The organism is Azospirillum argentinense (assembly GCF_000632475.1).
GTDB classification, from domain to species: Bacteria; Pseudomonadota; Alphaproteobacteria; order Azospirillales; family Azospirillaceae; genus Azospirillum; species Azospirillum baldaniorum.
Genome location: NZ_CP007793.1, coordinates 1,654,420 through 1,672,786, shown reverse-complemented (window position 1 = coordinate 1,672,786; position 18,367 = coordinate 1,654,420). Strand labels below are relative to the sequence as shown.

General features: G+C 70.2%; 18 protein-coding genes. 7 read left to right on the top strand and 11 right to left on the bottom strand.

The features are described 5' to 3' along the window. Positions 1–95 precede the first annotated feature (95 nt). Positions 96–2,300: a ComEC/Rec2 family competence protein gene (locus tag ABAZ39_RS07955; protein WP_051657872.1), complete on the top strand. Its 2,205-nt coding sequence runs from the start codon at positions 96–98 to the stop codon at positions 2,298–2,300. A gap of 25 nt (positions 2,301–2,325) precedes the next feature. Here ABAZ39_RS07955 and lexA read toward each other — a convergent pair whose 3' ends face one another. The 8 genes from lexA to ABAZ39_RS07915 form a co-directional block, all read right to left on the bottom strand. Continuing rightward, positions 2,326–3,024, bottom strand: a complete 699-nt coding sequence (lexA, locus tag ABAZ39_RS07950; RefSeq protein ID WP_038528305.1) for a transcriptional repressor LexA — start codon at positions 3,022–3,024, stop codon at positions 2,326–2,328. 156 nt (positions 3,025–3,180) lie between these two features. Continuing rightward, entirely contained in the window at positions 3,181–4,398 is a 1,218-nt protein-coding gene (locus ABAZ39_RS07945) for a molybdopterin molybdotransferase MoeA (protein ID WP_038530984.1), read from the bottom strand. Further along, positions 4,398–4,892, bottom strand: coding sequence for a cyclic pyranopterin monophosphate synthase MoaC (moaC, locus tag ABAZ39_RS07940; RefSeq protein ID WP_038528302.1), 495 nt, complete (start codon positions 4,890–4,892; stop codon positions 4,398–4,400). Before moaC ends, ABAZ39_RS07945 begins: the two co-directional genes overlap by 1 nt. Further along, positions 4,889–5,350, bottom strand: coding sequence for a GNAT family N-acetyltransferase (locus ABAZ39_RS07935; protein WP_103040659.1), 462 nt, complete (start codon positions 5,348–5,350; stop codon positions 4,889–4,891). The genes moaC and ABAZ39_RS07935 overlap by 4 nt, the downstream gene beginning before the upstream one ends. Positions 5,351–5,385: 35 nt before the next feature. Beyond that, positions 5,386–6,174, bottom strand: coding sequence for an indole-3-glycerol phosphate synthase TrpC (gene trpC / locus ABAZ39_RS07930; RefSeq protein WP_038528296.1), 789 nt, complete (start codon positions 6,172–6,174; stop codon positions 5,386–5,388). Further along, on the bottom strand, positions 6,171–7,244 hold the full coding sequence (gene trpD, locus ABAZ39_RS07925; RefSeq protein WP_038528293.1) for an anthranilate phosphoribosyltransferase: 1,074 nt from the start codon (positions 7,242–7,244) through the stop codon (positions 6,171–6,173). The genes trpC and trpD overlap by 4 nt, the downstream gene beginning before the upstream one ends. Beyond that, positions 7,241–7,831, bottom strand: a complete 591-nt coding sequence (locus ABAZ39_RS07920) for an anthranilate synthase component II (protein WP_038528290.1) — start codon at positions 7,829–7,831, stop codon at positions 7,241–7,243. Before ABAZ39_RS07920 ends, trpD begins: the two co-directional genes overlap by 4 nt. Before the next feature lie 154 nt (positions 7,832–7,985). Next, on the bottom strand, positions 7,986–8,438 hold the full coding sequence (locus ABAZ39_RS07915) for an STY0301 family protein (RefSeq protein WP_038530983.1): 453 nt from the start codon (positions 8,436–8,438) through the stop codon (positions 7,986–7,988). A gap of 118 nt (positions 8,439–8,556) precedes the next feature. Between ABAZ39_RS07915 and ABAZ39_RS07910 the strand changes: the two genes are divergently transcribed. Then, on the top strand, positions 8,557–9,741 hold the full coding sequence (locus tag ABAZ39_RS07910; protein WP_038528287.1) for a divergent polysaccharide deacetylase family protein: 1,185 nt from the start codon (positions 8,557–8,559) through the stop codon (positions 9,739–9,741). 27 nt (positions 9,742–9,768) lie between these two features. Continuing rightward, positions 9,769–9,975: a heavy-metal-associated domain-containing protein gene (locus ABAZ39_RS07905; RefSeq protein WP_038528284.1), complete on the top strand. Its 207-nt coding sequence runs from the start codon at positions 9,769–9,771 to the stop codon at positions 9,973–9,975. A 7-nt stretch (positions 9,976–9,982) separates the two neighbouring features. On the opposite strand, the gene ABAZ39_RS07900 is transcribed toward ABAZ39_RS07905, so the two are convergent. The 3 genes from ABAZ39_RS07900 to ABAZ39_RS07890 are packed head-to-tail and all read right to left on the bottom strand — an operon-like array spanning position 9,983 to position 14,222. Further along, complete coding sequence (locus tag ABAZ39_RS07900) at positions 9,983–10,780, bottom strand: hypothetical protein (RefSeq protein WP_038528281.1); 798 nt, start codon at positions 10,778–10,780, stop codon at positions 9,983–9,985. Between the two features lie 7 nt (positions 10,781–10,787). Continuing rightward, positions 10,788–12,299, bottom strand: coding sequence for an anthranilate synthase component I (gene trpE / locus ABAZ39_RS07895; protein ID WP_038528278.1), 1,512 nt, complete (start codon positions 12,297–12,299; stop codon positions 10,788–10,790). A gap of 36 nt (positions 12,300–12,335) precedes the next feature. Further along, positions 12,336–14,222 carry a SurA N-terminal domain-containing protein gene (locus tag ABAZ39_RS07890; RefSeq protein ID WP_038528275.1) on the bottom strand — a complete coding sequence of 629 codons (1,887 nt, stop codon included), beginning with the start codon at positions 14,220–14,222 and terminating at the stop codon, positions 12,336–12,338. A 228-nt stretch (positions 14,223–14,450) separates the two neighbouring features. Between ABAZ39_RS07890 and tpiA the strand changes: the two genes are divergently transcribed. From tpiA to ABAZ39_RS07870, 4 genes are all read left to right on the top strand, one after another. Continuing rightward, positions 14,451–15,206 (top strand): triose-phosphate isomerase, encoded by a 756-nt coding sequence (gene tpiA, locus ABAZ39_RS07885; protein WP_038530980.1) that lies wholly within the window; start codon positions 14,451–14,453, stop codon positions 15,204–15,206. Positions 15,207–15,334: 128 nt separating this feature from the next. Further along, positions 15,335–15,667, top strand: a complete 333-nt coding sequence (gene secG / locus ABAZ39_RS07880; protein WP_038528272.1) for a preprotein translocase subunit SecG — start codon at positions 15,335–15,337, stop codon at positions 15,665–15,667. A 160-nt stretch (positions 15,668–15,827) separates the two neighbouring features. After that, entirely contained in the window at positions 15,828–17,456 is a 1,629-nt protein-coding gene (pyrG, locus tag ABAZ39_RS07875; protein WP_035673163.1) for a CTP synthase, read from the top strand. A gap of 142 nt (positions 17,457–17,598) precedes the next feature. Then, positions 17,599–18,297, top strand: a complete 699-nt coding sequence (locus ABAZ39_RS07870; RefSeq protein WP_038528267.1) for a dienelactone hydrolase family protein — start codon at positions 17,599–17,601, stop codon at positions 18,295–18,297. Positions 18,298–18,367 lie beyond the last annotated feature (70 nt).

Here is an 18,367-nt window from a genome sequence, read left to right as displayed (position 1 = left end):
ACTGCGGTGGTGCGGTGGTGTAACACATTAACGGCGCCGGAGGCATTTGCCTTGCGCGCATAGGCGACAGTATGGCCCACGGGGTTGAAGAGGGCATGGCCGGAGGTTTGACGGCGGAGGGCGATGCCGGTCCTGTCCGTCGCGGCGTCGGCGCGCGCCTTCTCGTTGCGGCTCTGGAATGCCTTGCCGCGGAACGGGAGCGCTGGGCGCTGTGGCTGCCCGTGGGGACCGGGGCGGGTGTGGCCCTGTATTTCGGCCTGCATGCCGAGCCGCCGCTCTGGCTGGGGCCGGGCGCCGTGGTCGGCTGTCTGGCTCTGCTGTGGCTGGTGCGGCGGCGTCTGGCGCCGGTCGTTCTGCTGCTGGGGCTGTTGAGCGTCGCTCTGGGTTTCGCGGCGGCGCAACTGCACAGCGTGGCTGCGATGGCGCCAATGCTGACGCGCGAGCTTGGACCGGTGCAGGTCACCGGGCGGGTGCTGGCGATCGAACGGCAGCCCACCGGCACGCGGTTGATGATCGGTGAACCGATGGTGGAGCGGCTGGCCCCGGAGGCGACGCCGGAGCGGGTCCGCCTGCATTTGCCGGCCAAGGTGACACCGCCGGAGGCCGGGACGGTGGTACGGCTGCGCGCCATGCTCCACCCGCCGGCCGCCCCGGCGGAGCCGGGAGCCTTCGACCTGCAGCGGCGCGCCTATTTCGAAGGCTTCGGCGCGGTCGGCTTCGTCATGGGCGCCCCCGTCGCCCAGGAGGCGCCGCCGCCCGACGGCTGGCGCCGGGTGACGGTGGCCTTTGAGCGGGCGCGCGCCGCCATCGCCGAGCGGGTGCGTGCCGTCGTGAGCGATTCCGCGGAGGCCAGCGTCACCGCCGCCCTGCTGAACGGCGACGCGGCGGCGATTCCGGGACCGATGATGGACGCCTTCCGCGACAGCGGTCTGGCGCACCTCCTGTCCATTTCCGGCCTGCATGTGGGCATCGCCGCGGGGATCGTCTTCTGGGTGGTGCGGGCGCTGCTGGCGCTGGTTCCCTGGGTGGCGCTGCGCTGGCCGATCAAGAAGATCGCGGCGCTGGCCGGCATCCTGTCAGCCATCCTCTATACGCTGCTGGTGGGGGCGCCCTTGCCGACGCTGCGGTCGGTGCTGATGACCGGTCTGGTCATGGGAGCGGTGATCGCCGATCGGTCGCCGATCAGCATGCGGCTGGTCGCCTTCGCCGGCATCGTCACCGTCCTCTATGACCCGGAGGGGATGCTGGGGCCGAGCTTCCAGATGTCCTTCGCGGCGGTCGTCGCCCTGATCGCCGCCTTCGAACGCTTCACGCCCTGGGTGGTGCGGCGGCGGCGCGACATGGGCTGGCTCGGCAAGGGCGCCATGGCGCTGGGCGGCATCGCCTTTTCCAGCGTGGTGGCGACCGTCGCGACGACGCCTTACGGGCTCTACCATTTCCAGCAGGTCGCCTTTTACGGTGTGCTGTCCAACATGGTGGCGATTCCCATCACGACGGTGTGGATCATGCCCTTCAGCCTGTTGTCCTACCTGCTGCTGCCCTTCGGGCTGGAGGGGCCGGCGGTGACGGCGATGAGCTGGGGCGTCCGGCTGGTCATCGAGACGGCGGAGCGGACCGCGGCGCTGCCCGGAGCGACGGCGTTCCTTCCGGCCATGCCGGACGCCGCCATAGCGGCGGTCACGCTGGGCGGGCTGTGGCTGGCCATCTGGACAAGACGCTGGCGCTGGCTGGGGCTGGTGGCCTTGGCCGGCGGGCTGCTCGCCCCGGCCGTCGCGCCGCGGCCCGACATTCTGGTGTCGGAGGACGGAAAACTGATGGCCGTGCGCGGCGCGGACGGAATTCTCAGCCTGTCCACCGCCAGCGACGGGCGGGTCGCCAACACGTGGAGGCGGCGCGACGGCATGGAGAAGCCGGAGGAGAAAGCCGGTCAGGATGTCTGGCCGCTCGCCGGGGTCAGCCTGGACGGGCGGCTGCGCTGCGACGCTCTGGGATGCCTTTATCGAGCGCAGGGAAAGACGGTAGCGCTGCTGCGCCAGCCGGATGCCTTGCCGCAGGATTGCGCGGTGGCCGATGCGGTGGTGACCGCGACCCCGTCGCGCGGGTGTCGGGCGCCGCTGGTCATCGACCGTTGGCAACTGCGGCGGGAGGGCGCGCACACGCTCACCCTGTCGGACAAGGGCATCCGGGTGGAAAGCGTGCGTGGTTGGCGCGGTGACCGCCCTTGGACGATGGGAGGAAGGACAATGGGAGGAAGGACGGCGGCCGGCAAGCTGACCGATGGAAGGACCGGGGCGCGCTGAGCCGCCGCCCCGGCGCGTCCTGCCGTCAGTACTTGCGCACCAGACCGACGAGGCGGCCCTGCACCCGAACGCGGTCGGCGCCGAAGATGCGGGTCTCATAGGCGGCGTTGGCGGGTTCGAGCGCCACGGTGTTGCCCTTGCGGCGCAGGCGCTTCAGCGTGACCTCGGCGTCGTCGACCAGGGCGACGACGATCGAGCCATTGTCCGCGCTGTCGCAGCGCTGGATGACCACCGTGTCATGGTCGAGGATGCCGGCCTCCACCATGGAGTCGCCGGCGACTTCCAGCGCGTAGTGGTCGCCCATGCCGAGCATGGCGGCGGGAACGTCCACGAAGGCGGAACCGTCGCGCAACGCCTCGATGGGCGTGCCCGCGGCGATCCGGCCGTAGAGCGGCAACTGCACGGATTCGGACGCCGGGTTCGCCTCACGTCCCGCGAAGCTGAAGTCGCCCTTGATGACGTTGGGCTCGAACTTGGCGCGCGGCGGCCGGGTGCGGGCGGTCTCCAGCCCCTCCGGCAGGCGCAGCACCTCCAGCGCGCGGGCGCGGTGGGGCAGGCGGCGGATGAAGCCGCGCTCCTCCAGCCCCGTGATGAGGCGGTGGATGCCCGACTTGGACTTCAGGTTGAGAGCGTCCTTCATTTCGTCGAAGGAAGGGGACACACCGCCCTGTCCGAGCCGCTCGTTGATGAAAAGCAGCAATTCATGCTGCTTGCGCGTGAGCATTTGTGCCTCCCGGCCGGTTCCGCACTAGATATGGAACAAAAGCAAAACGTTCCATCTTGTTCTAGTTTGGTTCTTAACCCCCGTCAAGCCCTACGGATGAAATCAATCGCAAATCGACGGACAGGACTCCCAAATGGATTTCCCGTGCGGAACGGATTAAAGCGACAGGACACCGCCGCTCAGCGGGATCACCGTCACGCGGTCGCCCACAGCGGCGGCGGTTGCCTGCGGCTCGCGGACGATCAGGGCGTCGGCCCGGGCCAGCCGGGACATCATCGCGCTGTCCTGGCGCGGGAAGGGCGTAGCGATGGGCTCGCCGTCCGTCCCGGTGGACAGGGTGGCGCGCATGAAGTCGGTGCGGTCGTCGTTGGCCTTTAGCGGCGCGCCGAGCCGCGCCGCGAGCGTGGTGTTCTCGGCGGGCAACCCCTGGAGACGGCGAAGGACGGGCACCAGGAACAGCAGGGCGGCCACCCCGGTGGACACCGGATTGCCGGGCAGGCCGAGCAGCGGCACGCCGCTCGCCGTCCCGAAAATCAACGGTTTGCCGGGCTTCATGGCGACGCGGTAGAAGTCCAGCGACAGCCCGCCCAGCACGTCGCGCACATGATCGTGCTCGCCTTGCGAGGCGCCGCCGGTGGTCACCAGCAGGTCGCAGCCGGCCGCCCCGGCGGCCATGGCGGCGAGATGCTCCGGATCGTCCTTGGCCACGCCGAGATTGTGGGCGACGCCGCCCTGGCTGGCGACCAGCGCGCAGAGGCCGAGCGCGTTGGAGCTGACGATCTGGCTCGGTCCCAGCGGATCGCCGGGCAGGGCGATCTCGTCCCCGGTGGCGAGCACGGCGACCCGCGGTCGGCGGTGGACGCGCAGCCAAGGCAGGTTGGCCGCGGCGGCCAGGGCGACGTCGCGGGCGGTGAGCAGCCGTCCCTTGGGAAGCAACTCCTCTCCCGCGGTGAAGTCCAGGCCGGCAGGGCGGATGAAGCGGCCCACAGGCACGGCGCGCCCGACGCGCACGCGGTCCCCGGCGTCCTCGCAATCCTCCTGCATCACCACGGCGTCGGCCCAGGCGGGCAGGGGGGCGCCGGTGAAGATGCGCACGGCCTCGCCCGCGCCGAGCGATCCGGCGAAGGCGTGGCCGGCCGCGGACTCGCCGATGCGGCGCAGCGTGACGGGAGCTTCCGCCGACGCCCGGACGATGTCGGCGGCGCGGACGGCCCAGCCGTCCATGGCGGCGGCGGCGAAGGGCGGCTGGGTCAGGCGAGCGACGGCGGGCTCCGCCAGGACGCGCCCCAGCGCGTCGGGCAACGGCACCGTCTCCGCCGGCAGGGCGGTGAAGGCGGCGAGGATGCGGGCGCGGGCTTCACCGACCTGTAGCATCAGACCGCGCTCCCCCATTCGCCGCTCTTGCCACCGGCCTTGTGCAGCAGCTTCACCTCGGTGATGGTCATGCCGCGGTCCACCGCCTTGCACATGTCGTAGACGGTGAGTGCGGCGACCGACACGGCGGTCAGCGCCTCCATCTCCACGCCGGTCTGGCCCCTGAGCTTGCAAGTGGCGGTGATGTCCACGGCGTTGCGCTCGGGGTCGCAGGTCAGGTCCACCTTGACCGACGTCAGCATCAGCGGGTGGCACAGCGGGATCAGGTCCGGCGTGCGTTTGGCCCCCATGATGCCGGCCAGCCGGGCCACCGACAGGACGTCGCCCTTCTTGAAGCCGCCCTGGAGGATGAGCGCCAGCGTTTCCGGCTGCATCAGGACGGAGCCGCGGGCGGTCGCCGTGCGTTCCGTATCCGCCTTGTCGGACACGTCCACCATGACCGCGCGGCCTTCGGCGTCGAAGTGGGTGAAGCCGCTTGCGGGCTGGTCGGTCATAGGGGTTTCTCCATGAACAGGCTCAGCGGGTCCAGACCGTAGGGGCCGAACGGGCCGCGGTCGGCGAAGCCCTGCTTGCGGTAGAGGGCAATCGCCTCGTCCTGATAGACGCCGGTCTCCAGCCGCAGCAGGGACAGGCCGGCGGCGCGGGCCTCGTCCTCGATGCGTTCCAGAAGGCGCCGACCGATCTGGCCGCCGCGCGCGGTCGGCTGGACGAACATCCGCTTGACCTCGCCATAGCCGCCGTCGGTGTCGATGCGCATGGCGCCGCAGCCGACCACGGTTCCCGACCGCCGAGCGACGAGGAAACGGATGTCCGGCTTGGCCAGCGATTGCAGGTCGAGTAGATGGTTGCTCTCGGCTGGGTATAAGTCGCCCAGATAGCGGTCCAGCTCTTCGATGAGTTGGACCACCTCGTCCTGGAGCGGGCTTTCACGGGCAATGGTCACGTTCGGCACGGCGTCGCTCCTCCCCATTGCTTTCTTGTTTTGTCTCAGGCGAGCAGGGCGCGGGTGGCCGCGGTCACATCCTCCTGCCGCATCAGCGATTCACCGACCAGGAAGCAGCGCGCGCCGACCGCGGCCATGCGCGACAGGTCCGACGGGCTGTAGAGACCGCTTTCGGCGACCAGCATGCGATCGGCGGGCACATGGGCCGCCAGTTCCTCGGTCGTGGCGATGTCCACCGCCAGGGTCTTCAGGTTCCGGTTGTTCACGCCGAGAAGCGGGGTCTTCAACGCAAGGGCGCGGTCCAGCTCCTCGCGGTTGTGCACCTCAACCAGCACGTCCAGGCCCCAGGCGATGGCGGCGTCCTCGATCTCCGCGGCCTGCGCGTCGCTCAGCGCCGCCATGATGATGAGGATACAGTCGGCGCCGAGCGCACGGGATTCGGCGATCTGGTAGGGATCGACCATGAAGTCCTTGCGTAGCACCGGCAGGTCCACCGCGGCGCGGGCGGCCAGCAGATAGTCGTCGCAGCCCTGGAAGTAAGGCTCGTCCGTCAGCACCGACAGGCAGGTGGCGCCGCCCTCGCGGTAGGCGCGGGCCAGCGACGGCGGGTCGAAGTCGGGGCGGATCAGGCCCTTCGACGGGCTGGCCTTCTTGATCTCGGCGATCAGGCCGTAGCGGCCCCCGTCCACCGTGCGGCGCAGGGCGCGGATGAAGCCGCGCGCCGGGTCGGCGCTGCGGGCGGCGTCCTCCACCGCGGACAGCGGGCGGGCGGACTTGCGGGCGTGGACCAGCGCGCGCTTGTCGTCGCAGATTCGGGTCAGGACGTCGCTCATGGCGCGGCAACCGGTTCGGTGGTGGCGGATGAATTGGTGATGGACACGAGGTGCTGGAGCACGGCGCGGGCGGCACCGCTGTCGATGGCGTGGCGGGCCCGCTCGACGCCTTCCTTCAGGTCGCCGGCCTTGCCCGCCACATGCAGCGCGGCGGCGGCGTTCAGCAGAACGATGTCGCGGTAGGCGCCCTGGACGCCGTCGAACAGCGCGCGGATGGCCTCGGCGTTCACATGGGCGTCGCCGCCCTTCAGAAGCTCCGGCCGGGCGCGGAAGATGCCGGCCTGTTCCGGCTCGATCTCGAGCACCGTGACCTCACCGTCCTTCAACTGGGCGACGGTGGTCGGGCCGGTGGTGGTGATCTCGTCCAGCCCGTCGGAGCCATGGACGATCCAGGCGGCCTCCGACCCCAGGCGCTTCAGCACATGGGCCAGCGGCTCCACCCACTGCTTGGCGTAGACGCCGAGAAGCTGGCGCTTGGCGCTGGCCGGGTTGGACAGCGGCCCCAGCAGGTTGAAGATGGTGCGCGTGCCCAACTCGACGCGGGTCGGGCCGACGTTGCGCATGGCGAGATGGTGGCGCGGCGCCATCAGGAAGCCGATGCGCGCGTCCCACAGGGCCTTGCGCACCAGACCCATGTCGCAGTCCAGGTTGACGCCCAGCGCGCCCAGCACGTCGGCGGCGCCCGACTTGGACGACATGGCGCGGTTGCCGTGCTTGGCCACCGGCACGCCGCAGGCCGCGATGACCACCGCAGCGGCGGTCGAGATGTTGTAGGTGCCCGAGCCGTCGCCGCCGGTGCCGCAGGTGTCGATGGTGCCCTCCGGGGCCTCCACCGGGATCGCCTTGGCGCGCATGACGCGGGCGGCGCCGGTGATCTCGTCCACCGTCTCGCCGCGCACGCGCAGCGCCATCAGGAAGCCGCCCATCTGCGACGGGGTGGCGTTGCCCGACATGATGATGTCGAAGGCCATCGAGGCCTCTTGCTCGTTCAGGGCGTTGCCGGCGGCGACCTTGGCGAGGATGGCCTTCATGTCGGTCAGGTCGCCGTGCGGCGCGGACGGCGTGCTCATGCGGCGGTCTCCAGCCGGCGGGTCGTGTTCAGGAAGTTTTCCAGAATCTTGTGCCCGTGCTCGCTCTCGATGCTTTCCGGGTGGAACTGCACGCCGTGGATCGGCAACTCGCGGTGGGACAGCGCCATGATCAGCCCGTCCTCCGTCTCGCCGGTCACCTCCAGGCAGGCGGGCAGGGTGGCGCGCTCGACGATCAGCGAATGGTAGCGGGTGGCCCGGAAGGGCGAGGGCAGGTCCTTCAGGACGCCGCGCCCCTGGTGGAACATGCGGTCGACCTTGCCGTGCATCGGCATCGGCGCGCGCAGCACCGTGCCGCCGAAGGCCTGCCCGATGGCCTGATGGCCCAGGCACACGCCCATCAGCGGAACGCCGGCCTTGGCGGCGGCGTCGATCAGCGGCAGGCAGATGCCCGCCTTGTCCGGGTCGCAGGGGCCGGGCGACAGCACGATCCCTTCGGGGCGAAGCGCCATGGCCTCCTCCACCGTCAGGCTGTCGTTGCGGCGGACGTCCAGTTCGGCGCCCAGTTCGCCCAGGTAATGGACGAGGTTGTAGGTGAAGCTGTCGTAATTATCGATGAGCAGCAGCATGGGGCGCCCCGGCATCCTTCCGGCCTGTCGTTTCCGGTCCGTCGGTCTCGGCCCGATCGTCCCGGAATAGCGTTCCGGCCTTGTTCCAAGGCGGGTACCCTAGCGGCTGGAGCGGTGGATTTCCAGCCCGTCCGAACCTCGACTCGGCGGAGAATCAGCGGCAGAGGAACTGCGCCGTCGCCGCCGGCTTGTCCAGCACCATGCCGCGCGCGTCGGTCTCCTCGGTGATCTGGCAGCGCCGCACGGTGCGCGGCAGGTCTATGGCCAGCGTGGCCTGCGTCCCGGCGTAGCGGCAGATCAGGAAGACGTTGTCGCGCCGCGCGGCGGGGAAATCCCATTGCCGGATTTCCGAGCGGCCCCGCCGCAGGCTGCGGTCCGGCTCCAGCGCCGCCGGGGCCGGGGCGGCCATCTGCGACGCCCGGTCGCCTTCCACCAGGGTGACGCCCGCGAAGGCGTGCTGGTCCTTCGCCGGGTAGGGCGACCAGCCGCCGGGCGCTTCCGGCTGGGCCTGCACGGTCAGGCTGGCCGGGCAGCGGACCTCGTTCGCGAGGGCGGGACCGGCGGTGGCGGTGATGAGGACCGTCAGGAGGATCAAGGTGCGGAGCATGGCGGTCACAGCATAGTCCCAGCCGGTGGAGGCCTCCACCCCGCTCCGCTGTTGCAGGGACGGAGCGGGGGTGCCACCTTGCGCGCAAACCGGAAACCAGGGTTCGAGATTCCTTCCCATGGCCAAGAAACCGCCGCGCAAGCCCCAGAAAGCCGCGGCACGGAAGCCATCGCCGAAAACGCCCGCCGCCGCATCTGGGCGCGCCGTCTCACCGGTCCTGCTGGCGCTGGCCGGCGTGATCGCGGTCTTCGTGGTGGCGCTCGGCGCGCGCTTCATCATCGGGCGCGACGCACCGGAGACGGAGAGCGTGGTTGAGCGGGAGGCGCCGGTCATCGCCCCCGCTTCGCCAATCAAGGCGCCGCCGCACAAGGTCGCCGAAGCGCCGCCTCCGCCTCCGCCGGTTCGCGGGGCCGAACCCGCCCCGGCGCCCGTTCCCGCACCGCCTCCCCAGGTGACCGAGGCCCCGGCCCCCGTTCCGGTTCCCGCGCCGCCCCCGCCGCCGGCCATGACGCCGAAGCCGGTGGTGGCGATGCTGCCGCCTCCCGTCGCCCCGCTGGAACCGCCCAAGGTGGCCCCCGGCTCGCCGCTGTGGAAGAAGAACGCGCTGCCCTTCCGCGCCCCGCCGGGCAAGCCGGCCATCGCCATCGTCATCGACGACATGGGCGTGGACCGCAAGCGTTCGAATCGCGCGGTGTCGCTGCCGGCGCCGTTGACGCTGGCGTGGCTGCCCTACGCCCACGAGCTGCCGGCCCAGGCCCGTGCCGCCCGCGCCGCCGGGCACGAGCTGATGCTTCATCTTCCCATGGAGCCGAGCGGCTCGGCCGATCCGGGACCGCAGGCGCTGCGCGTGTCGCTGGACAAGGGGGAGATCCTGCGCCGGACCAAGGCGGCGCTGGACAGCTTCGACGGCTATGTCGGGGTCAACAACCACATGGGCAGCCGCTTCACCGCCGACTCCGCGGCCATGGCGCCCGTGCTGGGGGAGATCGCGCGGCGCGGCCTGTTGTGGCTGGACAGCCGGACCACCGCGAAAAGCGCCGGCCTGACCCTCGCGCGGGAGTTTCAGATGCCCTTCGCCGGGCGCGACATCTTCCTCGACAACGAGATGACCGTGTCGGCGGTGCGCGGCCAGCTCGCCAAGACGGAGCAGGTGGCGCGCCGCCAAGGCTACGCCATCGCCATCGGCCACCCGCACGATGCGACAATCGACGCACTGGCCTCCTGGATGCCGGAGGTGCAGAAACGCGGCTTCGTCCTGGTTCCGGTCAGCGCCGTCGTGCGCGCCCACCACACCGGCGGGTGACCGCCGGTCCCGCTTGAGGAGAGTTCCATGGCTGACACCTACAAGGTCGGCGGCATGACCTGCGGCGGCTGCGCCCGCTCCGTCACCAATGCCATCGGCAAGCTGGCGCCGGGCGCCGCCGTGACGGTGGACCTCGACGCCGGCACCGTGGCCGTGGAGGGCGGAGTCGCCCCGGAGACGGTGAAGAAGGCCGTGGAAGGCGCCGGCTTCGACTTCGGCGGTCAGGCAGCCTGAGGTCCGGTCAGGCGGGCTGGCGCAGCCGCCACACCAGCAGGCCGCCGGCCCAGGACAGCGACACCGCCAGAGCGACGCCGAGCGCGACGAACCGTCCGGCGGGCTCGGCCAGCAGATGGGCGGTGGTCAGCGCAAGGGCCAAGCCGGGGTTGGTCAGCAGCGCGCTGCGCATCGCCGCGGCGACCACGCCGCCGCCCAGGCGGCCGTGCAGGATCGCCGTCAGGCTGGTGAGCGCGATGGGGAACACGGCGGCGATGCCGGTGGCCGCCGGGCCGATGCTGTGGCTGAGCGTGGTCACCGTGGCGACCAGCAGGCCGACCAGACCGGCGCGGGCCGGGATATCGTACCAGCGCGACCGCGCCACCCGGACCACCGTGTCCTGTGGAATCGGCGTCGACACCGCCCAGGCGGCGATCCCATAGCAGGCCAGCGTCAGCAGCAGCGCCAGCGGCAGCGTCCACGCGACGGCGGAGCGCAGCGTGGCCGCCGTGGCGATCCAGAAGACGGAACTGGCGATGACCGTCGCCGGCATACTCCAGCGCGGGGCGATCCGCACGAGAAGCGCCAGATAGAGGACGATCGTCGCGTTCCCGACCATTCCCGACAGGGCGGCGTCGGCGACGAAGCCGTCGCCATGCTCCATCGCGAGCATCACGAAGGCCGGGCCGGTCGAGACGGGCAGGGCGGTGATCATGCCGCCATAGAAGGGGCCGGCCTTCTCCGCCGCCAGCGAGGCGGCGACGACGACCAGGGCCGCCGCCACGATCTTGACGATCAGCGGCAGCAGCAGCGCATCGAGGGGCATGCGGTCCTTACCGGGCGGAGGTCTCGCGGACGGTTTCCTCCGCGGCGCGGATCAGGGCCATCGACTTGTTGACGGTCTCCTGATACTCGGCCTCCGGGTCGCTGTCGGCGACCACGCCGCCGCCGGCCTGCACATACATCATGCCGTCCTTCAGCACGGCGGTGCGCAGCGCGATGCAGGTGTCCATGGCGCCCGACGCGCCGAAGTAGCCGACGCAGCCGGCGTAGACGCCGCGGCGGGCCTTCTCCAGCTCGTCGATGATCTGCATGGCGCGGACCTTCGGCGCGCCCGACACGGTGCCGGCCGGGAAGCCGGCGATCAGCGCGTCCAGCGCGTCGTGCTTCGGGTCGAGGTCGCCCTCGACGTTGGAGACGATGTGCATGACGTGGCTGTACAGCTCCACGATCATCTTCTGCGTCACCTTGACGGTGCCGGTGCGCGCCACGCGGCCCACGTCGTTGCGGCCGAGGTCGAGCAGCATCAGATGCTCGGCCAGCTCCTTCGGATCGCTCAGCAAATCCTCGGCCAGCGCCTGGTCCTCCGCCGCGGTGGCGCCGCGCTTGCGGGTGCCGGCGATGGGGCGGACGGTCACCTTGCCGTCGCGCACGCGCACCAGGATTTCCGGGCTGGAGCCGACGACCGACAGCTCGCCGAAGTCGCAGTGGAACAGGAAAGGCGACGGGTTCAGGCGGCGCAGCGTGCGGTACAGCGCCAGCGGCGACGGCTTGAAGGGGAAGCGGATGCGCTGGGACGGCACCACCTGGAAGATGTCGCCGGCCCGGATGTACTCCTTCGCCCGCTCCACGATCGCGTGGTACTCCTCGCGCGTCGTGTTGGAGGTCCAGGCGAGCGGCAGCCCGTCCTTGGTCCGCGGCTCCCGCCGGTAGGGCAGGGGGCGCTCCAGATCGGCCACCGCGTCCATCAGACGCTCGCGGGCGTCGCCGTAGGCGGCGTTGCCGTCGACCCCCGGCTTCGGCCAGACCGGGGTGACCAGAGTCACCGAATCGGTGTGGCTGTCGAAGATGGCGACGATGCTCGGCCGCGACAGAATGGCGTCGGGGATGCCCAGCTCGTCCGGGTTGTCGTCCGGCAGCCGTTCCATCAGCCGGACCATGTCGTAGGTCAGGTAGCCGAACAGGCCGGCGGCCATCGGCGGCAGGGCGTCCGGCAGGTCGATCCGGCTCTCGTTGATGAGGGCGCGCAGCGACTCCAGCGGGGCGGTCTCGATCGGCTCGTAGGCGTCGCGGTCGTGCAGGGCGTTGCGGTTCACCTCCGCCCGGTCGCGGCGGCAGCGCCACACCAGATCGGGCTTGAAGCCGATCACCGAATAGCGGTCGCGCCGCGACCCCGCCCCGCGCTCCGCCGATTCGAAGAGGAAGCCGAAGGGCCGCCCGTCGGCCAGCTTCATGTAGGCGGAGACGGGGGTCTCCAGATCGCTGACCAGCGTGGTCCACACCACCTGCGGCTTGCCGGCCTCATAAGCGGTGTGGAAGGCGGCGAATTCCGGCTGAACCTTCACGGGACGGGCCTCGACTGAGTGGGCGACGGAGTTGGATTAGTTGCCGCTGGCGAAGAACTGGTCGATGCGGTTGCGGTGAACCTCGACCGGGTAGCTGTTGCGCAGCGCGTTGCCGAACTGGGCCATGATGTCGCTTTCCAGCCCCTGGGCCACGGTGCTCTCCACGGTCGCCAGCGTGGCGTCGGAGGCCGCCGGGTCCGCCGGGATGATCTCCTTCAGGCGGGCGACGACCTGGCTGTCGGCGGTGGCGCCGGTCACCGTCTCGCCGGGCTTCACCTCGAACAGCTTGCGCACCAGCTCGCCCGGTAGCCCCTCGACCGAACGGGCGTCGCGGGTGAAGGGCGTGGTCATGGCGAAGCTGGCGCCGGACTGGCTGGCGACGTCCTGCGCCGCGGCCTCCGAGCCCTGCTTCAGCTTGGCGGCGATGTCCTGGGCCTTCTCGGCGGCCAGCTTGGCGCGCTTGTCGTCCTGCCAGCCGGCGACGGCCTGATCGCGCACCTCGGCCAGCGCCTTGGGGGCGGCCGGCGTCACGCCGTCGACGCGCACGGCGTAGAAGACGTTGTTGGGGGCCTCGGTCAGGTTCGAGGTGGCGCCGGAGGCGAGCTGGAAGGCGGTCTGCACCATGGCGGCGAAGTTCGGGCGGCCCGGGGCGGCGTCCTTGCCGTCCGGCGCCTTGCCGCTGCTGTCGACCGCGGCGATCTTGGCGATGGGCAGCGACTGGGCCTGGGCGACCTCCTCCAGCGGAGCGCCGCTGGCGAGCTGATCCTCGACGCGGTTGGCGATGGAGTAGAGCGAATCCATCGCCTTCTCCTTGCGCAACTCGGCCAGGAGCTGATCGCGGGCCTCCTCGAAGCTCTTGGTGGCGCCCGGCTGGATGGCGGTGACCGTCAGGACGTGCCAGCCCAGCCCGCTGCGCACCGCGTCGCTGACCGCACCCTGGGCCAGGGCGAAGGTGGCGTCGCCGATCTCCGGCAACTCGTTGCGGGTGACGTTGTCGAGCGTGATGACGTCGGTCCCGGCGTCCTTGGCGGCGGCGGTCAGGCCCCTGGTCTTGGCGGCCTCGGCGATCTGCTTCGCCTTCGCCTCGTCGTCGGCCAGGACCATCTCCACCGTGCGGCGCTCCGGCGTGCCGAGCTCGTCGGCGCGCTCGTCGTAGGCGGCGCGCAGCTCGTTGTCGGGGATCTGGATGTCCTTGGCGATCTCGTCGGCGGAGAGCTGGGCGATGCTCAGCGAGCGGTATTCCGGCGCGGTGAAGCGGACCTGATGGTCCTCGTAATAGCGGGTCAGCTCCGCCTCGTCGGGCACGCCGACGTCGCCGATGGCGGCGTTGGGCAGGGTGACCACCTCGGCCACGCGGCGCTCCCCGCGGAAGCGGTAGAGGTCCTGGACGAGCGGCTTCGGCGGGGTCACCCCGGCGCCGACCGCGCCGGCCACCAGCTCGCGCGCGGTCTCGCGGCGCAACAGGGCAACGTAGCCGTCCTCGGTCAGCTGGTTGTTGCGCAGCACGCTGCGGAACTGGTTCGCGTCGAACTGGTTCTGCGCGTTGCGGAAGGCCGGCTCCTCGGCGATGCGCTGGCGCACCACGTCCGGGCCGACCGAGATCCCGGCGTCGCGCGCCGCCTGATCGTAGAGCGCGCGCTGCACCAGCGCCGACAGCGACTGGTCGAGCAGGCCGAACTGGCGCGCCTGCTCCGTCGTCAGGTTGCCGCCCATCATCGGGCGCAGCCGTTCCATCTGGCGACGGAACTCCTGGTCCAGCTCCGCCCGGTCGATCTCCACCTTGCCGACGGAGGCGACGGTGCTGGAAATCCCGCCTGTGCGGATCATGTCGCCGATGCCCCAGGCCGCGAAGCTGACGATGAGGAGCACGAACAGGATCTTGACGACCCACGAACCGGCGTAAGTGCGGATGAACTGAAGCATGGGACCCGAAGTGAGTGCGCAAAGGGCGGCCCTGCGGCCGGGGCGGCATCATAGGCACCCCGCGAAAGCCCGGCAACACCCCATTTCCCCCGCGTTTCCCCATCGGAAAGAACCCGTTGGGCGGGTGGAAATGCCCGGCGCACCTTGCTAGACAGGGGGCGCACTTTGAAAACGAACACCCGCGACAACGCCCACATCAACAAACGAGAGCCGGAGGACGAAAACGCCATGGCCGCACGCCGCAAACTGATTGCCGGGAACTGGAAGATGAACGGGCTGAAGGCCGACGGGCTCGACCTCGCCTCGGACCTCGCCGGGCGCCTGACGGGGGCTGGGACGGTCGCCTTCGACATGCTGGTGTGCCCGCCCTTCCCGCTGCTGTTCCCGGTGGGCGACGCCATCTCCGGCAGCCCGCTGGCGCTCGGCGCGCAGGACTGCCACGCCAAGACCTCCGGCGCGCACACCGGCGACGTCAGCCCGGCGATGCTGACCGACGCCGGCTGCCGCTACGTCATCCTCGGCCATTCGGAGCGCCGCGCCGACCACGCCGAATCCGACGCCCAGGTCGCCGCCAAGGCCGCCGCCGCCCACAAGGCGGGTCTGATCGCCATCATCTGCGTCGGCGAGACGGAGGCCCAGCGCGACGCCGGGCAGGCGAACAGCGTGGTCGCCAGCCAGCTCAAGGGCTCGATCCCGGAAGGCGCCACCGCGGCGAACACCGTCATCGCCTACGAGCCGGTCTGGGCCATCGGCACCGGCAAGACCGCGACTCCCGACGACGTCAAGGCGATGCACGCCCACATCCGGGCGGAGCTGGCCGGCAAGACCGCCGATCCCGAGGCGGTGCGCGTCCTCTACGGCGGCTCGGTGAAGCCGGGCAACGCGGCGGAACTGATGGCGGTGGAGAATGTGGACGGCGCGCTGGTCGGCGGCGCCGCGCTGAAGGCGGACGATTTCTGGGCGATCGCCACCAGTTGCCGCTAGCATATCGCGCAGGACCGCGTTAAAAACAGTGGGCGCGCGCCACGGGCCCTTGCCAAGGTCCGTGGCGCGCTGTTGGTTTGGGCGGTCCCTGCGGACCGCTCCGGGAAGGGATCAAGGGAACGGGCTGCATGGAATCGGTGCTTCTGGTCATTCACCTGCTGATCGCCCTGGCGCTGGTCGGGGTCATCCTGATCCAGCGGTCGGAAGGCGGCGGTCTCGGCATCGGCGGCGGCAATATGGGGGGCATGATGTCCACCCGCGGCACCGCCAATCTGCTGACGCGGACCACCGGCATCCTGGCGGGCTGCTTCATGGCGACCAGCCTGGTCCTGGCGGTCCTGGCGGGCGCGCACAGGGCGCCGACCTCGATCATCGACACGATGCCGGCCCAGCCCGTGGCCCCGGCGGCTCCCGCCCAGCCGGCCGCGCCGGCGCAGCCCGCCCCGCCGGTCGCCCAGTAACAGCGGCCCGGCAAAACGCGACGCGGCTCCGGCCGGGTCTGACGTGAGGCGGCCTCCCCCGAAGCCGCCTCTTTCTTTTGAGGATCGTCGATCTGGGCAGCGCCCGGGGGACGGTCCGAACTCGGGGAACGGATCAGGCTCTGAAGGTCTTCGGACGGACATGACTCGCTACATCTTCATCACCGGTGGCGTCGTTTCCTCGCTGGGCAAAGGTCTGGCGTCGGCGGCGCTTGGGGCGCTTCTCCAGGCGCGCGGCTACAAGGTGCGGCTTCGCAAGCTGGACCCGTACCTGAACGTGGACCCCGGCACGATGAGCCCGTACCAGCACGGCGAGGTCTATGTGACCGACGACGGCGCTGAGACCGACCTCGACCTCGGCCATTACGAGCGCTTCACCGGCGTGGCCGCGCGCCGTGGCGACAACATCACCACGGGCCGCATCTATTCGAACGTGATCGCCAAGGAGCGCCGCGGCGACTATCTGGGCGCGACCGTGCAGGTGATTCCGCACGTCACCGACCAGATCAAGGACTTCATCGGCGCCGAGACGACCGACGAGGACTTCATCCTCTGCGAGATCGGCGGCACGGTGGGCGACATCGAGTCGACCCCCTTTCTGGAGGCCATCCGCCAGTTCGGCAACGAGGTCGGTCCGGAGAACGCCCTGTTCATCCACCTGACCCTGCTGCCCTACATCCCGACGGCGGGCGAGCTGAAGACCAAGCCGACGCAGCATTCCGTGAAGGAGCTGCTGGGCATGGGCATTCAGGCCAACATCCTGCTCTGCCGCGCCGACCGCCCGATTCCGGAGAACGAGCGCAAGAAGATCGCGCTGTTCTGCAACATCCGTCCGGAGCGCGTCATCGCCGCCCTGGACGTCGATTCGATCTATCAGGTGCCGGTCAGCTACCACGAGGAAGGCTTCGACACCCAGGTGCTGGCCTATTTCGGCCTGCCGACCGAGGGCAAGCCGGACCTGTCGCGCTGGACCAGCATCGTCGAGCGCGTGCGCAAGCCGCAGGGCGAGGTGACCATCGCCGTCGTCGGCAAGTACACCAGCCTGCTCGACAGCTACAAGTCGCTGGCCGAGGCGCTGACCCACGGCGGCATCGCCAACAACGTGAAGGTCAAGCTCGACTGGATCGACTCGGAGATCTTCGAGGACGACAGCGCCGTCCAGCGGCTGGAGAACGTCCACGGCATCCTGGTGCCGGGCGGCTTCGGCTCGCGCGGCACGGAGGGCAAGATCCGCGCCGCCCAGTTCGCCCGCGAGCGCAAGGTGCCGTATTTCGGCATCTGCTTCGGCATGCAGATGGCGGTGATCGAATCGGCCCGCAACATGGCCGGGATCGTCGACGCCGGCTCGACCGAGCTGGGCAAGCCCGGCAACCCGGTGGTCGGCCTGATGACCGAGTGGATGCGCGGCAACAGCCTGGAGAAGCGCACGGAGGGCACCGATCTCGGCGGCACCATGCGTCTCGGCACCTACCCGGCGAAGCTGGTCCCCGGCAGCAAGGTCGCGGAGGTCTACGGCACCACCGACATCACCGAGCGGCACCGCCACCGCTACGAGGTGAACGTCTATTACAAGGACCGGCTGGAGAAGGTCGGCCTGCTGTTCTCCGGCCTGTCGCCGGACGGCGAGCTGCCCGAGATCGTCGAGATCCCGGACCACCCCTGGTTCATCGGCGTGCAGTTCCACCCGGAGCTGAAGTCGAAGCCCTTCGACCCGCACCCGCTTTTCACCTCCTTCATCAAGGCGGCGATCGAGCAGAGCCGGCTGGTGTGATGTGACCATACGGGGGAGGGCATTCCTCCCCCGCGTGTTCCGGTTCCGGGTTTCCCGTGGGTATAGTGACAGCGGCGGCCGAGCCAACGGCCGCCGCTTTTGCGTTATGGGCCAGGAAAAAACCAAGGGAAGGGACACAACCATGACCGACATCAGCATCCCCGCCGGCGACGGCGGCAGCTTTTCCGCCTATGTGGCCAAGCCGGCGGGCGGCGGACCGGCGCCGGGACTCGTCGTCATCCAGGAAATCTTCGGGGTCAATCAGGTCATGCGCGACCTGTGCGACGGCTTCGCCGCCCAGGGCTGGCTGGCCGTCTGTCCGGACCTGTTCTGGCGGCAGGAGCCGGGCGTCCAGATCACCGACAAGACCCAGGAGGAGTGGAACCGCGCTTTCGCCCTGATGAACGGCATGGACCAGGATAAGGCGGTGGACGACCTCAAGGCCACCCTGGCGTGGTTGCGCCAGAATCCGGATTGCACCGGCAAGGCCGGGTCGGTCGGCTACTGCCTGGGCGGCCGGCTCGCCTTCATGATGGCGGCGCGTTCCGATTCCGATGCCAACGTCAGCTATTACGGCGTCGGTCTCGATGGTCTGGCCGGCGAGGCGGCGAGCATCACCAAGCCGTTGCTGATGCACATCGCCGAGAAGGACCAGTTCGTCCCGGCGGAGGCACGGGAGAAAATCCTGGCCGCGGTGAAGGGCAACCCGAACGTCACCGCCCACGTCTACCCCGGCGTCGATCACGCCTTCGCCCGCGCCGGCGGCGCCCATTTCGACGCCGAGGCGGCCGAGCTTGCCAACGGACGCACGGCAGCCTTCTTCAAGCAGCATCTGGGTTGACGCCATTCCGGTTGACCGGGATCGCCGATATCTGGGAAGGAATGGGCAGCGCGAGGGGGCCTTCGGCATG

Bases quoted from the DNA above. Each gene is read 5' to 3' on its own strand.
- ABAZ39_RS07955 (WP_051657872.1), top strand. From the start codon at position 96: ATGGCCGGAGGTTTGACGGCGGAGGGCGATGCCGGTCCTGTCCGTCGC.
- lexA (WP_038528305.1), bottom strand. From the start codon at position 3,024: ATGCTCACGCGCAAGCAGCATGAATTGCTGCTTTTCATCAACGAGCGG.
- ABAZ39_RS07945 (WP_038530984.1), bottom strand. From the start codon at position 4,398: ATGCTACAGGTCGGTGAAGCCCGCGCCCGCATCCTCGCCGCCTTCACC.
- moaC (WP_038528302.1), bottom strand. From the start codon at position 4,892: ATGACCGACCAGCCCGCAAGCGGCTTCACCCACTTCGACGCCGAAGGC.
- trpC (WP_038528296.1), bottom strand. From the start codon at position 6,174: ATGAGCGACGTCCTGACCCGAATCTGCGACGACAAGCGCGCGCTGGTC.
- trpD (WP_038528293.1), bottom strand. From the start codon at position 7,244: ATGAGCACGCCGTCCGCGCCGCACGGCGACCTGACCGACATGAAGGCC.
- ABAZ39_RS07920 (WP_038528290.1), bottom strand. From the start codon at position 7,831: ATGCTGCTGCTCATCGATAATTACGACAGCTTCACCTACAACCTCGTC.
- ABAZ39_RS07915 (WP_038530983.1), bottom strand. From the start codon at position 8,438: ATGCTCCGCACCTTGATCCTCCTGACGGTCCTCATCACCGCCACCGCC.
- ABAZ39_RS07910 (WP_038528287.1), top strand. From the start codon at position 8,557: ATGGCCAAGAAACCGCCGCGCAAGCCCCAGAAAGCCGCGGCACGGAAG.
- ABAZ39_RS07905 (WP_038528284.1), top strand. From the start codon at position 9,769: ATGGCTGACACCTACAAGGTCGGCGGCATGACCTGCGGCGGCTGCGCC.
- ABAZ39_RS07900 (WP_038528281.1), bottom strand. From the start codon at position 10,780: ATGCCCCTCGATGCGCTGCTGCTGCCGCTGATCGTCAAGATCGTGGCG.
- ABAZ39_RS07890 (WP_038528275.1), bottom strand. From the start codon at position 14,222: ATGCTTCAGTTCATCCGCACTTACGCCGGTTCGTGGGTCGTCAAGATC.
- tpiA (WP_038530980.1), top strand. From the start codon at position 14,451: ATGGCCGCACGCCGCAAACTGATTGCCGGGAACTGGAAGATGAACGGG.
- secG (WP_038528272.1), top strand. From the start codon at position 15,335: ATGGAATCGGTGCTTCTGGTCATTCACCTGCTGATCGCCCTGGCGCTG.
- pyrG (WP_035673163.1), top strand. From the start codon at position 15,828: ATGACTCGCTACATCTTCATCACCGGTGGCGTCGTTTCCTCGCTGGGC.
- ABAZ39_RS07870 (WP_038528267.1), top strand. From the start codon at position 17,599: ATGACCGACATCAGCATCCCCGCCGGCGACGGCGGCAGCTTTTCCGCC.